Origin of the sequence: Pseudomonas sp. 2hn (assembly GCF_019646095.1) — a bacterium.
GTDB classification, from domain to species: Bacteria; Pseudomonadota; Gammaproteobacteria; order Pseudomonadales; family Pseudomonadaceae; genus Aquipseudomonas; species Aquipseudomonas peradeniyensis.
On the sequence record NZ_CP081016.1, the window covers coordinates 4,446,780 to 4,461,292 of the forward strand.

The 14,513-nt window shown below is 66.2% G+C and carries 16 protein-coding genes; 9 read left to right on the top strand and 7 right to left on the bottom strand.

The window, feature by feature from the left end; all coding sequences use genetic code 11:
- The first annotated feature begins 77 nt into the window (after positions 1-77).
- The 4 genes from K2O50_RS20125 (at position 78) to K2O50_RS20140 (ending at position 4,763) form a co-directional block, all read left to right on the top strand.
- Positions 78-2,834 carry a response regulator gene (locus K2O50_RS20125; RefSeq protein WP_050704529.1) on the top strand — a complete coding sequence of 919 codons (2,757 nt, stop codon included), beginning with the start codon at positions 78-80 and terminating at the stop codon, positions 2,832-2,834.
- Positions 2,835-2,902: 68 nt separating this feature from the next.
- Positions 2,903-3,892: a 2-hydroxyacid dehydrogenase gene (locus K2O50_RS20130; protein WP_050704528.1), complete on the top strand. Its 990-nt coding sequence runs from the start codon at positions 2,903-2,905 to the stop codon at positions 3,890-3,892.
- Between the two features lie 31 nt (positions 3,893-3,923).
- Entirely contained in the window at positions 3,924-4,358 is a 435-nt protein-coding gene (locus tag K2O50_RS20135) for a hypothetical protein (protein WP_028690922.1), read from the top strand.
- Entirely contained in the window at positions 4,359-4,763 is a 405-nt protein-coding gene (locus K2O50_RS20140; protein WP_050704527.1) for an META domain-containing protein, read from the top strand. It abuts the gene before it with no gap.
- 60 nt (positions 4,764-4,823) lie between these two features.
- Here K2O50_RS20140 and K2O50_RS20145 read toward each other — a convergent pair whose 3' ends face one another.
- On the bottom strand, positions 4,824-5,291 hold the full coding sequence (locus K2O50_RS20145) for a TlpA disulfide reductase family protein (RefSeq protein ID WP_028690924.1): 468 nt from the start codon (positions 5,289-5,291) through the stop codon (positions 4,824-4,826).
- A gap of 86 nt (positions 5,292-5,377) precedes the next feature.
- Between K2O50_RS20145 and arsC the strand changes: the two genes are divergently transcribed.
- Genes arsC through K2O50_RS20160 form a run of 3 tightly spaced genes read left to right on the top strand, consistent with a single transcriptional unit; the run spans position 5,378 to position 6,739 of the window.
- Positions 5,378-5,731, top strand: coding sequence for an arsenate reductase (glutaredoxin) (gene arsC, locus K2O50_RS20150; protein ID WP_050704526.1), 354 nt, complete (start codon positions 5,378-5,380; stop codon positions 5,729-5,731).
- A complete protein-coding gene (gene wrbA / locus K2O50_RS20155; protein WP_050704525.1) occupies positions 5,728-6,333 on the top strand; it encodes an NAD(P)H:quinone oxidoreductase in 606 nt (201 codons plus the stop codon). Before arsC ends, wrbA begins: the two co-directional genes overlap by 4 nt.
- Complete coding sequence (locus K2O50_RS20160; protein ID WP_050704562.1) at positions 6,326-6,739, top strand: DUF2069 domain-containing protein; 414 nt, start codon at positions 6,326-6,328, stop codon at positions 6,737-6,739. The genes wrbA and K2O50_RS20160 overlap by 8 nt, the downstream gene beginning before the upstream one ends.
- A 96-nt stretch (positions 6,740-6,835) precedes the next feature.
- On the opposite strand, the gene K2O50_RS20165 is transcribed toward K2O50_RS20160, so the two are convergent.
- On the bottom strand, positions 6,836-7,507 hold the full coding sequence (locus K2O50_RS20165) for a DNA-3-methyladenine glycosylase I (protein ID WP_050704524.1): 672 nt from the start codon (positions 7,505-7,507) through the stop codon (positions 6,836-6,838).
- Positions 7,508-7,511: 4 nt separating this feature from the next.
- Complete coding sequence (gene ttcA / locus K2O50_RS20170) at positions 7,512-8,336, bottom strand: tRNA 2-thiocytidine(32) synthetase TtcA (RefSeq protein WP_011532643.1); 825 nt, start codon at positions 8,334-8,336, stop codon at positions 7,512-7,514.
- Positions 8,337-8,599: 263 nt separating this feature from the next.
- Here ttcA and K2O50_RS20175 point away from each other — a divergent pair, with 263 nt between their 5' ends.
- Together K2O50_RS20175 and K2O50_RS20180 are read left to right on the top strand one after the other, a co-directional pair.
- Positions 8,600-9,199 (top strand): Yip1 family protein, encoded by a 600-nt coding sequence (locus K2O50_RS20175; protein WP_028690929.1) that lies wholly within the window; start codon positions 8,600-8,602, stop codon positions 9,197-9,199.
- A 139-nt stretch (positions 9,200-9,338) separates the two neighbouring features.
- Entirely contained in the window at positions 9,339-9,833 is a 495-nt protein-coding gene (locus tag K2O50_RS20180) for a SprT family zinc-dependent metalloprotease (RefSeq protein WP_050704523.1), read from the top strand.
- A 205-nt stretch (positions 9,834-10,038) separates the two neighbouring features.
- Here K2O50_RS20180 and K2O50_RS20185 read toward each other — a convergent pair whose 3' ends face one another.
- From K2O50_RS20185 to K2O50_RS20200, 4 genes are all read right to left on the bottom strand, one after another.
- Positions 10,039-11,361: a dicarboxylate/amino acid:cation symporter gene (locus K2O50_RS20185; protein ID WP_028690931.1), complete on the bottom strand. Its 1,323-nt coding sequence runs from the start codon at positions 11,359-11,361 to the stop codon at positions 10,039-10,041.
- Between the two features lie 403 nt (positions 11,362-11,764).
- Positions 11,765-13,105, bottom strand: a complete 1,341-nt coding sequence (locus K2O50_RS20190; RefSeq protein WP_050704273.1) for an ATP-binding protein — start codon at positions 13,103-13,105, stop codon at positions 11,765-11,767.
- Entirely contained in the window at positions 13,102-13,779 is a 678-nt protein-coding gene (locus K2O50_RS20195) for a response regulator (RefSeq protein WP_028690933.1), read from the bottom strand. The genes K2O50_RS20190 and K2O50_RS20195 overlap by 4 nt, the downstream gene beginning before the upstream one ends.
- A 99-nt stretch (positions 13,780-13,878) precedes the next feature.
- Complete coding sequence (locus K2O50_RS20200; protein WP_050704272.1) at positions 13,879-14,484, bottom strand: outer membrane protein; 606 nt, start codon at positions 14,482-14,484, stop codon at positions 13,879-13,881.
- Positions 14,485-14,513: the final 29 nt, after the last annotated feature.

Genomic DNA, 14,513 nt, shown 5'->3' on the forward strand with positions numbered 1-14,513 from the left:
CATTACCCCTCAGCGCAGAGTAACGTTCCCGCTGATGCGCGAACCGCGCCTTTAACAGCACATGACAGGAGACAGGTGTGCTCGACCGTTTGGGAATCCGCAGCCGCGTCCTGCTGCTGGCCTTGCTGCCCGCCAGCCTGATGGCCCTGGTACTGGGCAGTTACTTCACCTGGCTGCAACAGAGCGACCTGCGCACGCAACTGCTGCAGCGCGGCAAGATGATCGCCGAGCAGCTGGCGCCTTTGGCGGCACCGGCCCTCGCCCGCCAGGCCCCGGCGCAACTGGAGCGCATCGCCGCCCAGGCCCTGGAGCAGGCCGACGTGCGCGCCGTGGCGTTCCTCGCCGCCGACCGCACGCGCCTGGCCCACGCCGGCCCGAGCATGCTCAACCAGCCGCCCAGCGGCGGCACCGGCACGCAGCTGCTGCAGCGCACGGGCAACGACGCCACCCGCTACCTGATGCCGGTGTTCGGCCATCACCGCGACCTGGCCACCGACGCCGTGCCCGCCGAGGCCGAGCGCCTGCTCGGCTGGGTGGAAATCGAGCTGTCCCATGACGGCACCCTGCTGCGCGGCTACCGCAACCTGTTCACCAGCCTGCTGCTGATCCTCGCCTGCCTGAGCCTGACCGCGTTGCTGGCCCTAAGCATGAGCCGCACCATCAACAACCCGATCAACCGCATCAAGCACGCGGTCAACCAGCTCAAGGACGGCCACCTGGACGAGCGCCTGCCGGCCATGGGCAGCCATGAGCTCGATGAGCTGGCCGCCGGCATCAACCGCATGGCCGAGACCCTGCACAGCGCCCACGAAGAGCTGCAGCACAGCATCGACCAGGCCACCGAGGACGTGCGCCAGAACCTGGAGACCATCGAGATCCAGAACATCGAGCTGGACATGGCGCGCAAGGAGGCCCTGGAGGCCAGCCGCATCAAGTCCGAGTTCCTCGCCAACATGAGCCACGAGATCCGCACCCCGCTCAACGGCATCCTCGGCTTCACCCACCTGTTGCAGAAGAGCGAGCTGACCCCGCGCCAGCTCGACTACCTCGGCACCATCGAGAAGTCCGCCGACAACCTGCTGGGGATCATCAACGAGATCCTCGACTTCTCTAAGATCGAGGCCGGCAAGCTGGTGCTCGACAGCATCCCGCTGAACCTGCGCGACCTGATCCAGGACACCCTGACCATCCTCGCCCCGGCCGCCCACGCCAAGCAGCTGGAACTGCTCAGCCTGGTCTACCGCGACACGCCGCTGTCGCTGGTGGGCGACCCGCTGCGGCTCAAGCAGATCCTCACCAACCTGGTGAGCAACGCCATCAAGTTCACCCGCGAAGGCACCATCGTCGTGCGCGCCATGCTCGAGGACGAACAGGAAGACAGCGTGCAACTGCGCATCAGCGTTCAGGACACCGGCATCGGCCTCTCGCCCCAGGATGTGCGCACCCTGTTCCAGGCTTTCAGCCAGGCCGACAACTCACTGTCGCGCCAGCCCGGCGGCACCGGCCTGGGGCTGGTGATCTCCAAGCGCCTGATCGAGCAGATGGGCGGCGAGATCGGCGTCGACAGCACGCCCGGCGAAGGCTCGCAGTTCTGGATCAGTCTCAACCTGCCCAAGGCCCACGACGACGCCGAGGAACAACCCGCCCAGGCCCTGCTCGGCCGCCGCGTGGCCATCGTCGACGGCCACGACCTGGCACGCCAGGCGCTGGAGCACCAACTGGAGGACTGCGGCCTGGCGGTCAGCGTGTTCGCCTCCTGCGACCAGCTGCTGCAAGGCGTGCAGGCCGCCAGCCAGGCCGGGCAGCCGTTCGAGTTCGCCGTGCTCGGGGTCAACCTGGGCAGCCTGGCCCCGGAACAGCTGGGCCAGTACCACCAGCAGCTCGAACGCCTCGGCTGCCAGTGCGTGGTGCTCTGCCCGACCACCGAGCAGCCGCTCTACCACCCTTACCTGCCCAATGCCCATGGCCAACTGCTGGCCAAGCCGACCTGCACCCGCAAGCTGCGCCGCCTGCTGCTGGAACTGGTGCAGCCGCGCCGCCCAGTGTGCGAGCAGCGCAACCAGGGTGGCCAGCGCATGCCGAAGATCCTCTGCGTCGACGACAACCCGGCCAACCTGCTGCTGGTGCAGACCCTGCTCGAAGGCATGGGCGCCGAGGTGCTGGCGGTGGACAACGGCTACGGCGCGGTACAGGCCGTGCAGGACGAACCCTTCGACCTGATACTGATGGATGTACAGATGCCCGGCATGGACGGTCGCGCCTGCACCGAGCAGATCCGCCAGTGGGAAAGCAGCCAGAGCGGCCCACCCCTGCCGATCGTGGCCCTCACCGCCCACGCCATGGCCAACGAAAAACGCGCCCTGCTGCACAGCGGCATGGACGACTACCTGACCAAGCCGATCAGCGAGCGCCAGCTGTCCCAAGTGGTGATGAAGTGGACCGGCCTGAGCCTGGGCTCACCGCCACCGGAGCGCGCCAGCGAACGCCTGCCCGACAGCAGCGAGCTGAAGGTGCTCGACCCGGAGGAAGGCCTGCGCCTGGCGGCCGGCAAGCCAGACCTGGCGGCGGACATGCTGGCCATGCTGCTGGCCTCGCTGGAATCCGACCGCGAAGCCATCCTGGCCGCGCGCAATGCCGCCGACCGCACGGCGATGATCGAGCGCGTGCACCGGCTCAACGGCGCCTCGCGCTATTGCGGCGTGCCGCAGTTGCGGGCGGCCTGCCAGCGCAGCGAAACCTTGCTCAAGCAGGACAGCCCCCAGGCGTTGCAGGCCCTGGACGAACTGGACCAGGCCATCAACCGACTGGCCGAGCAGGCGCGCCAGAGCGCGTAGGAGACACAGGTCAACGCCAAAACCAGCCCTATGGCTAGACTGGTGGCATTTCAGATAGGACTCAGACCATGCGCGCCCTGTTGTTCAGCAGCCAACACTACGACCAGGAAAGCTTCACCCGCGCCGCCAGTGCGGGCAGCGTGGAGCTGCACTACCAGCCCGCCCGCCTGACCCTCGATACCGCGCCCCTGGCCCAGGGCTTCGAGGTGGTCTGCGCCTTCATCAACGACGAGCTCGACGCCCCGGTGCTGGAGCGCCTGGCCGCCGGCGGCACGCGCCTGATCGCCCTGCGCTCGGCCGGCTACAACCATGTCGACCTGGCCGCGGCGCAGCGCCTGGGCCTGACCGTGGTCCGCGTCCCGGCCTACTCGCCCCACGCCGTCGCCGAGCACGCCGTGGCCCTGATCCTGGCCCTCAACCGCCGTTTGCACCGGGCCTACAACCGTACCCGCGAAGGCGACTTCACCCTGCACGGGCTGACCGGCTTCGACCTGCATGGCAAGACCGTCGGCGTGGTCGGCACCGGCCAGATCGGCGCCGCCTTCGCCCGCATCATGGCCGGCTTCGGCTGCCAGCTGCTGGCCTACGACCCCTACCCCAACCCCGAGCTGGTCGCCCTCGGCGCCCGCTACCTGGAACTGCCCGAGCTGTTGCGCCAGGCACGCATCATCAGCCTGCACTGCCCGCTGACCGAGCACACCCGCCACCTGATCAACGCCCAGAGCCTGGCGCAGTTGCAGCCCGGCGCCATGCTGATCAACACCGGCCGCGGCGCGCTGGTCGACACCCCGGCGCTGATCGACGCGCTCAAGAGCGGCCAGCTCGGCTACCTGGGGCTCGATGTGTATGAAGAGGAGGCGCAGCTGTTCTTCGAGGACCGTTCCGACCTGCCGCTGCAGGATGACGTGCTGGCACGCCTGCTGACCTTCCCCAACGTGATCGTCACCGCCCACCAGGCCTTCCTCACCCGCGAGGCCCTGGACGCCATCGCCGCGACCACCCTGGACAACATCAACCGCTGGGCGGCAGGCAATCCACACAATCTTGTAAACGGTTGATGCTAGGATACGCGGCAATTTTGGAGGACCCATGGTCGAACACGATTTCCGCTACACCCTTTTCAACCCGCAACACACCCTGATCGAGTGCCGCGCGCTGGTGCCGGGCCGTTATCAGGTCACCGGCAACGGCGGCTCGATCCAGAAGGGCGACGTCCTGCTGGTCACCCTCAAGGGCAGCAAAGACCTGTCCATGCGCCTGACCGTCGAGACCGTGCGCCACCTGATCAACCCGCACGGCCAGTGGGTCGCCGTGGCCCAGGGCCCGGCGTTCAACGAGCTGGAAATCCTCAACTGGCAGGTCAAGTGCGACAGCTGCGACGCGGTGCTGGACTTCGAGTTCGCCAACGACGCCAAGCTGGGCAAGAAGGGCCAGGCCCCGGCCGCCAGCGCGCGTATCCAGGAACTGGGCTGGGCGAGCAAGGGCGACAAGCACCTGTGCCCGCAGTGCCGGGAGCGTGGTTGAGTGAAACAGCTGCTGACCGGCGCGCTGATCGCCTGCGGCCTGATGGGCTGCGCCGCACAACCCTCGAAGCTGCAGCAGGAGCAGAGCTACGTGCTGGAGTGGATCGGTGAGCGCCCGCTGATCGACTACAGCCACCTGACACTGACCCTGGCCAGCGATGGTCGCGCCTATGGCAACGGCGGCTGCAACCACTGGTTCGCGCCTTACACACTGGATGGCGAGCGCATCAGCTTCGGCAAGGTCGGCAAGACCCGCAAGCTGTGCGCGCCAGCGCTGATGGACCAGGAAAAACGCTTCCTGCAGGCGCTGGAAACGGTGCAGCGCTGGGATGTGTCGCCGATCGAGCAGATCCGCTTCTGGCCGGTTGAAGGCAAGCCGCTACGGTTCTGGCCTGAGGAAGGCTGAAACCATCGCGGGGCAAGCCCGCTCCCACGTGGGAGCGGGCTTGCCCCGCGATGCTGGAACTCAGGCGCCGCCCTTGAGCGCCCTGATCTTCGCCTGCAACCCTTCAAGCGTCTGCTCGCCCATCAGTTGCTCACGCACCTTGCCCTTGTCATCGATGATGTAGGTCACCGGTAGCGCCTCGCTGCGCGGCAGCTCGTAGCGCTCGGCCGGGTCCTGGGCCAGCACGGTGAAACCGATGCCCAGGGTATCGGCGGCGGCTTTCAGGTCCGGCCCCTGCAGACCATCGAAGTTCACCCCCACCACGCGAATGCCCTGTGCCTCCCACTGCTTGGCGGCGGCATTGAGTTCAGGGATTTCCGTACGGCACGGGCCACACCATTCGGCCCAGTAGTTGAGCACCAGCCAGTGCCCGTCGATCTGTTCGGCCTTTACCGTGTTGCCGTGCTGGTCCACGCCGTAGTCCGCACCGCAGCCGCCGAGCAACAGGCTCGCGGTGATGGCCAGTGCAGCTGCCAAACGCCTTGCCATGGGTCAATCCTTCTCGAAGTTTTCAAGCATTGAAGTCGGTCGCTGCGGTTAGAATAGCCGCCACACCCAGCTGGATGCGACCCGTCATGACCGATCTGACCCTCTATCATAACCCGCGCTGCTCGAAATCCCGCGGCGCCCTGGAACTGCTCGAGGCACGCGGCCTGGCGCCGACCATCGTGCGCTACCTCGAGACCCCGCCGGACGCCGCCACCCTCGAACAGCTGCTGGCCAAGCTGGGCATCGGCGCGCGCCAGCTGCTGCGCACCGGCGAAGACGAATACAAGGCCCTCGACCTGGCCAACCCGGCCCTGAGCGACGCCCAGCTGATCAAGGCCATGGCCGAGCATCCCAAGCTGATCGAGCGCCCGATTCTGGTGGCCGGTGACAAGGCCGTTGTCGGCCGCCCGCCGGAGAAGGTCCTGGAGATCCTGCCGTGAGCGAACCCTACATTCTGGTGCTGTACTACAGCCGCCACGGCTCGACCAGCGAGATGGCCCGGCATATCGCCCGCGGCGTCGAGATGGCCGGCCTGGAGGCGCGCCTGCGCACCGTGCCGGCGATCTCCACCGAATGCGAAGCCGTGGCCCCGGACATCCCGGCCAGCGGCGCGCTGTACGCCACCCTCGATGACCTGCGCCATTGCGCGGGCCTGGCCATGGGCAGCCCGACCCGCTTCGGCAACATGGCCGCGCCGCTCAAGTACTTCCTCGACGGCACCAGCAGTCTGTGGCTGGGCGGCGAGCTGGTGGGCAAGCCGGCGGCGGTGTTCACCTCCACCGCCAGCCTGCACGGCGGCCAGGAGACCACCCTGCTGTCGATGCTGCTGCCGCTGATGCACCACGGCATGCTGGTCACCGGCCTGCCCTACAGCGAATCGGCGCTGCTGGAAACCCGTGGCGGCGGCACGCCGTACGGTGCCAGCCACCATGCCGGCGCCGACGGCAAGCGTGAGCTGGACCCGCACGAGATCACCCTGTGCCGCGCGCTCGGGCAGCGCCTGGCGAAGACGGCCAAGGCCCTGGGTGGCGAACGTGGCTAGAAAGCCCAAGGTCTTGCCGCCACTGGACTGGCTGGCCCCGCGGGTGCGCTTTACCCGCGCCCTGAGCCTGGCCTGCTTCTTCGGCCTGATCGCCCTGCTGGTGGTGAACAACCTGTGGTTCGCCGACCTGCACGGGGCGCGGGTCGAGGTGATCATGGCCATCGAGCTGATCCCCCTGCTGCTCTTGCTGCCGGGCATGCTGATGGGCAGCGCCCGGGCGCATGCCTGGACCTGCTTCGTGGTGAACATCTACTTCATCAAGGGCGTGCTGGCGGCGTTCGATCCGGCGCGGGCGCTGTTCGGCTGGGTCGAGGTGCTGGTGAGCCTGGGGTTGTTCGTCAGCGGGTTGCTGTTCGTGCGCTGGAAGTTCCAGCAGGAGCGGCGCCTGGCGGGTGAAGGAAGCTGAACGCCATCGCGGGGCAAGTCGCATCGGCGCACCGCCGCTCCCACGCCCCTTCCCGCAATTGGGGACAGGGCGTGGGAGCGGGCTTGCCCCGCGATCTCAATGATTGACGGTATGCGCCAGCATCACCGACAACTGGCACAGCGGCCGGCCGCTCTCTGCATGCCACTGGTTGAACGCCTGCTGCACCAGTGCCAGGTCACGCTGGCTGGTCGGCGGCTTGTCGATGATCTTCTGCGCGATCAGCGCCGCCGCCATGTCATCGGTGGGAATGAAGGTATCCTTGCCGACCATCCGCAGGAACCGCGGCGCCGACAACCCACCCAACTGGTTGCCATGCTTGGCCAGGTACTTCCACAACCCGACGATATCGGTCTCTGGCCAGTCGGCGATGAACGCGCCGAAACTGCCCTTCTCCTTGGCCACGTCCAGCACCATCTGCGCATTGCGCGGCACGCTCTTGAGCTTGCCCAGGTGGCGGATGATGCGCTCGTCGTGCATCAGCCGCTCCAGGTGCTCGGCGCCCATCAGCACCACCTTCTGCGGGTCGAAACCGAAAAACACCTGCTCGAACGCCGGCCACTTGGCGTCCACCAGGCTGTGCTTGAGCCCGGCGCGGAACACGCGCAAGGCCAGGGTCGACAGGTAGCGGTCGTCAGGGATGTCGCGCAGCTGCGCGGGCGTGCGCGGCTGCGGCAGGAAGGCTTCCAGCGCCTGGGCCGAACCGAAGCGGTTCAGGCAGTACTCGTGCAACCACTGATAGTCGCGCATGGGCTCAGATGTTCAGCACGTCGAGGAAACGCGGGGTGGCGCTCTCGTCGATCTTCAGGCTGGTGAAATCGAACAGGTTGCGGTCGGCCAGCTGCGACGGCGCGACGTTCTGCAAGGCGCGGAAGATGCTCTCGGTGCGACCCGGGTGCTTGCGCTCCCACTCCACCAGCATGTCCTTGACCACCTGGCGCTGCAGGTTCTCCTGCGAGCCGCACAGGTTGCACGGGATGATCGGGAATTCCTTCATGTCCGAGTAGGCCTGGATGTCCTTCTCGCTGCAGTAGGCCAGCGGGCGGATCACCACGTTGCGGCCATCGTCGGCGCGCAACTTCGGCGGCATGCCCTTGAGCGCGCCGTTGAAGAACATGTTGAGGAAGAAGGTCTCGACGATGTCGTCGCGGTGGTGACCCAGGGCCATCTTGGTCGCGCCGATCTCGTCGGCGAAGGTGTACAGGGTGCCGCGACGCAGGCGCGAGCACAGCGAGCAGGTGGTCTTGCCCTCCGGTACCAGCTCCTTGACCACCGAGTAGGTGTCCTTCTCGACGATGTGGTACTCGACGCCCAGCTCTTTCAGATAAGCCGGCAACACGTGCTCGGGGAAGCCCGGCTGTTTCTGGTCCATGTTCACCGCGACGATGTCGAACTTGATCGGCGCCACCTTCTGCAGGTGCAACAGAACGTCGAGCATGGTGTAGCTGTCCTTGCCGCCGGACAGGCAGACCATGACCTTGTCGCCATCCTCGATCATGTTGTAGTCGGTGATGGCTTCGCCGGCGAGACGACGCAGGCGTTTTTGCAGTTTGTTCTGGTTGACCGAGAGGGTGCCCATAGCGCTTGGATCCGCGAGGTGTGACAAAAGCCGGCTATTTTACGCACAAACCGCACGGCGCAGTAGGTGAATCCGATAAAGACTTCAAGGGAATCAGCACCGCGCCTGACAGCGCAATTTGCTCTAAAAACCCGGTTTTACGCGGGGAACGGCTTCCTATACTGCGACATAAGGCCACATTGGCGCAGTACTTGGTGTCCTGGCCTCGGGCCATCGGCGCTCCATCCGGGGGGCGTTTGGCAACGACGATAGGAGTGACCCGTATGATTCATCACGTTGTAGGGCTGTTCACCCACCCTGACCAGGAGTGGCGGGAGATCCGTGGCGAGGAAGAAAGCATCAGCCACATGTACCTGACGCACACGCTGATCCTGGCGGCGATCCCCGCCGTCTCGGCGTTCATCGGCACCACCCAGGTCGGCTGGGTGATCGGCGAACGGCCGGCGGTGATGCTGACCATGGAAAGCGCGCTGTGGATGAGCATCATGTCGTACCTGGCGATGCTCGCCGGGGTCGCGGTGATGGGCGCCTTCATCCACTGGATGGCGCGCACCTACGACGCCAACCCGAGCATGGCGCAGTGCATCGCCTTCGCCACCTACACCGCCACCCCGCTATTCATCGGCGGACTCGCGGCGCTGTACCCGCACCTGTGGCTGGGCATGCTGATCGGCACGGCGGCCATCTGCTACACCGTGTACCTGTTGTATGTCGGCTTGCCGACGTTCATGAACATACCGTCGGATGAAGGCTTCCTGTTCTCAAGCTCGGTGCTGGCGGTGGGCCTGGTGGTACTGGTGGCGATCATGGCCGCGACCGTGATCATCTGGGGACTGGGCGTGGGGCCCGTCTATACCAACTGACGCATACCTATAGATCCAACCAACACTGGGGCATCACCCGAGGCCGCCGCAAGGCGGCTTCGTTTCGTGTGCCTGACCGGCGGCTCGGCAGCCGGCCTGTGCCTGCGGCATAATGCCCGGTCAGGAGAACTACCCCGCCATGCCCGAGCTGCTCAGACAACGCGTCGAAACCTGTTACCAGCAAGCCGAAACCTTCTTCAAACGCCCCTTTCCGCGCCCGCAGGTCAGCTTCAAGCTGCGCGGCCAGAAGGCCGGTGTCGCCCACCTGCACGAGAACCTGCTGCGCTTCAACCTGCAGCTGTACCGCGAGAACCAGGAAGACTTCCTGCGCCAGACCGTGGCCCACGAGGTCGCCCACCTGGTGGCCCACCAGCTGTTCGGTGACCGCATCCAGGCCCATGGCGAGGAGTGGCAGCTGATCATGCGCGGGGTGTACGAACTGCCGCCAAACCGTTGCCACAACTACGAGGTGCAGCGGCGGGTGGCGACGCGCTACATCTACCGCTGCCCGTGCCCGGAGAGCGACTTTCCGTTCACCGCCCAGCGGCACAAGCTGGTGCACCAGGGCCGGCGGTATCTGTGCCGGCGGTGCCGGGAGATTCTGGTGTACAGCGGCGAAACCCGCGTCGAGTAGTTACCGGGCACGTCCCTGTAGGAGCGGCCTTGTGCCGCGAAAGGGCCGCGCAGCGGCCCCGGCGATATTTGCATCAGCGCTGAAATCCTGGGGCCGCTTTGCGGCCCTTTCGCGGCACAAGGCCGCTCCTACAGGGGGGGTAGGCTTATGCTAGTGACACAAAAAAGGCGACCCGAAGGTCGCCTTTTTGCATTTCACACGTCGATCAACGCGCCGGGCCTTCGGCCACGCCCAGGTCGTCAGTCGGACGGGTGTCGACCAGCGGCGAACCGCCGGACGCCAGTTCCGCCTGCAGGGTGTCGGTGTCCAGCTCCTTGACCCACTTGGCCACGACCACGGTGGCCACGGCGTTGCCGATCAGGTTGGTCAGGGCGCGGGCTTCGGACATGAAGCGGTCGATACCCAGGATCAGCGCCAGGCCCGCCACCGGCAGGTGACCGACGGCCGACAGGGTCGCGGCCAGCACGATGAAGCCGGAACCTGTGACGCCCGCGGCACCTTTGGAGGCCACCAGCAGCACCAGCAGCAGGGTGATCTGGTGGGTGATGTCCATGGTGGTGTCGGTGGCCTGGGCGATGAACACCGCGGCCATGGTCAGGTAGATCGAGGTACCGTCCAGGTTGAACGAGTAGCCGGTCGGGATCACCAGGCCAACCACGGATTTCTTCGCGCCCAGACGCTCCATCTTGGCCAGCATGCGCGGCAGGGCCGATTCGGAGGACGAGGTGCCCAGCACGATCAGCAGTTCTTCACGGATGTAGCGGATCAGCTTGATCACGCTGAAGCCATGGGCGCGGCAGATACCACCCAGCACCACCAGGATGAACAGCACGCAGGTGATGTAGAAGCAGGCCATCAGGTAGCCCAGCTGTACCAGCGAGCCCACGCCGTATTGGCCGATGGTGAAGGCCATGGCACCGAAGGCGCCGATCGGGGCCAGCTTCATGATCATGTTGATGATGTTGAACATGACATGGGCGAAGCGGTCGATCAGGTCCAGCACCGGCTTGCCGTAGCTGCCCAGGCGGTGCAGGGCGAAGCCGAACAGTACCGAGAACATCAGCACTTGCAGGATGTCGCCATTGGCGAAGGCGCCGACCACGGTGTTGGGGATGACGTTGAGCAGGAAGCCCACGGTGGTCTGCTGCGCGCCGGCGGCGGCGTAGGCGGCCACGCTGCTGGCGTTCAGGGTGCTGACGTCGACGTGCATGCCGGCGCCCGGCTGGACCACGTTGACCACGACCAGGCCGATGATCAGGGCGATGGTGGAGACGATCTCGAAGTACAGCAGCGCGTAACCGCCGGTCTTGCCGACCGATTTCATGCTCTGCATGCCAGCGATGCCGCTGACCACGGTGCAGAAGATGATCGGGGCGATGACCATCTTGATCAGCTTGACGAAGCCGTCACCCAGGGGTTTGAGGGCTACGCCGGTTTCCGGGTAGTAGTGGCCGAGCAGGATACCGATGGTGATGGCGACGATCACCTGGACATACAGCGATTTGTACAGCGGCTGACGAGTCGTCATGGCTAGTTTTTCCTCAAGTGGGCCGGCGCATCCTTCCCAGGATGTCGGGGCACCTGAATCGCGAACCCTCCTGTACCCGGAGGGATTTGTCGTTGTGGGCGAGTGCCTGGGCAGGCCTCTGCCAGCTGAATAGCAAGGGCGATGCCAAAGTGCCCACTTGAGGTGCACAGCCAATGATTACAGGGTGTGAATGCCCCGGGACGGGGCGAAGAACCCCGTAGGAAATGGCGGATTTCCGCCCGATGGCGGAAATCGTACAGGGTGGGTTGGCGGGAATCCGCCTCAGAGGTATTCAGTGGGAGCGGGCTAGCCCCGCGATGAGGACTGCGCCGGATGGCACCGGCTTCGCCGGATCGCGGGGCTAACCCGCTCCCCCGCCCCCCCCTGCACTGGAAAGGCAGAATCAATCGAGTCGGAAAGCGATGCGGAACGCAGCCCCGCCCAACGGCGAATCGCCCAGGCTCAGCTCGGCGTCATAGCTGTCGATGATGTCCTTGACCACCGCCAGCCCGATCCCCTGCCCCGGGTGCTGGCGGTCCAGCCGCTCGCCGCGCTCGAGTATCCGCTCGCGTTGATCCGGCGGCACGCCCGGCCCGTCGTCCTCGACGCACAGCGCCAACAGCCCCGGCGATTGCTGCAGGCTCACCCGCACCTGCCCCAGGCATAGCCGGTAGGCGTTTTCCAGCAGGTTGCCCAAGAGCTCCAGCAAGGCGCCCTGCTCCATCGGCACCCGCGCCAGGGCCGGGATGTCGAGGCTGACCTCGACGCGCTTGTCGCGATAGACCTTGGCCAAGGTGCTGCACAGGCTGTCGAGCAACGGCCTGAGCTCGACCTGGTGGCGGACCAGGCCGCTCTTGCGCAGGCTGGCGCGCTGCAGCTGGTAGTCGATCTGCTGGCTCATGCGCTCGATCTGGCTCTGCAGCACCCGCGCCTGTTCGCGGTCGCCCTGCTCCATGCTCTCGCCAACGCCCTGCAGCACCGCCAGCGGGGTCTTGAGGCTGTGCGCCAGGTCGTCGAGCGAGTCGCGGTAGCGCTGACGCTGCTCACGCTCGCTGCGCAGCAGGCGGTTGAGCGAGCCGGTCAGGCGCAGCAGTTCGCGCGGGTGCTCGCGGCTGAGACCGTCCCGCGCCCCGCTCTCCACGTCGTCGAGTTCGGAGCTGAGCCGGCGCAATGAACGCAGGCCCCAGGTCAGGCCGGCCCAGAGCAGCACCATCAGCGCCAGCAGCGCCGCGCCGAAGCCCAGGTAGAGCTTCTCGCGCAGGCCGTTGAGGGTGTCCTGGTACTCACGCACCGGCTGCAGCGCGACGATACTGAACGCCGCGCTCTTGCCGCCGAGCAGCTTGACCTCGACGTCGTAGACGAAGAACTCGTCGCCGTCGTCCTGGTGAATGCGGGCGAACTCGTTGCCGCGCCCGTCATAGCGGGGGTGGTAGTTGATATTGCGGTTGCGGGTGGCCCGCGACTGCCACACCAACGTGCCCTGGCGGTCGAAGATGTAGCCGAGCAGGCCGGTGTAGGGCAGGTTGTAGCGTTCGTCCGGCAGCAGCGCCGGCATCTGCAGCTGGCCGCGCTCGATGCGCGCGGCCGAGATCAGGGTGGTCACGTCCGAGGCCAGGCGCTGCTCGATCGACTCCTGCAACGCCAGGCTGAAGGCCTTCTGCAAGGCCGGCAGCAGCGCCAGCATGAACAGCAGCGCCAGCAACGCCGCCGCCAGCATCAGGCGCACCCGCAGCGAACGGATCATCGGCAGCGCTCGGTGAACAGGTAGCCCAGGCCGCGCACGGTGTCGATCGGCTTGAAGCCGTTGTCGCCCTCGAGCTTGCGGCGCAGGCGGCCGACCAGCACCTCGATGACGTTCGGGTCGCGCTCCTCGTCGTCCGGGTACAGTTGCTCCATCAGCCGGTCCTTGGCCACCACCTGCTGGTGATGGCGCATGAGGTACTCGAGGATGCGGTATTCGTAGGCGGTCAGCGCCAGCGGCTGCTCGTCCAGGGTCGCCTGCTTGCGGTTGAGGTCGAGCACCAGCGGCCCGGCGGCGATGGTCGACTGGGTGAAGCCGCTGGAGCGGCGCAGCAAGGCGTTCAGGCGGGCCTCCAGCTCTTCGAACTGGAACGGCTTGACCACATAGTCGTCGGCGCCGGCGGCCAGGCCCTCGACCTTGTCCTGCCAGTTACCGCGGGCGGTGAGGATGAGGATCGGGAAGGTCTGGCCGAGGCTGCGCAACTGGCGGATCAGGTCCAGCCCGCTCATGCCCGGCAGGCCCAGGTCGATCACCGCCAGGTCGTGGTTGTACTGCTCGGCCTGGTACAAGGCTTCTTCCGCGTTGGCCACCGCCTGTACCACATGGCCGCCTTCGCCGAGGCGGGTGAACAGGTGATGACGCAGCAGCGCCTCGTCCTCGACCACCAGCAATTTCATGTGGATCTCCTTTCAATAGGGAATGCCTGTACCGGCCTCATCGCGGGGCAAGCCCGCTCCCACGGGTCATGCAGAGGCCGGTACAGGATAACAGCGACCTCAGAACTTGTAGGTAGCCGCCAGGTAGGTCTGCGCGCTGCTGGTCAGGCGCAGGGTTCCGTCCTTCGGCCCGCCGTGGGCGCCGATCTCGGTGGCGGCGTTGCTGCGCAGGTAACGGTAGCCCAGCTCCACCGAGGTGTTGTCGGTGACTTCCTGGATCACACCGGCCTGCAGGCCGACGGCGTAACCGTAGTCGGTATCGCGGCGGGCGCCCGGCGAATCCTGGGTCAGCTTGGTCATGCCCAGGCTGCCGCCGCCGAACAGCTTGGTGGTATCGCCCACCGGCAGGAACAGGTCGTAGCTGCCCAGCAGGTTCTCCTGGCGCAGCTTGACGCCGCTGTGATCGCCCGAGACGTTGTCGTAGGTGATGTAGTAGCGGCCCTGGTCGTTGATCTTGCCCAGGCGCGCGCCCCAGGTGCTGTCCTTGCCGATGATGCCGTCGGCGTTCAGGCCGTCGGTGTTGCGTTGCAGCAGGCCGGACTTGCGCACTTTGTCACTGGTCTGGCCGTAGGTCAGGCTGGCGAAGTTGTCATCGGCCTGGGCAACGCTGGTGAGGCCGGCTGCGCAAACTGCCATGGCGGCGATCAGGGTGTTGAGGGTTTTCATGGTTCAGTTACTCCGGGTTGGATGCGTTG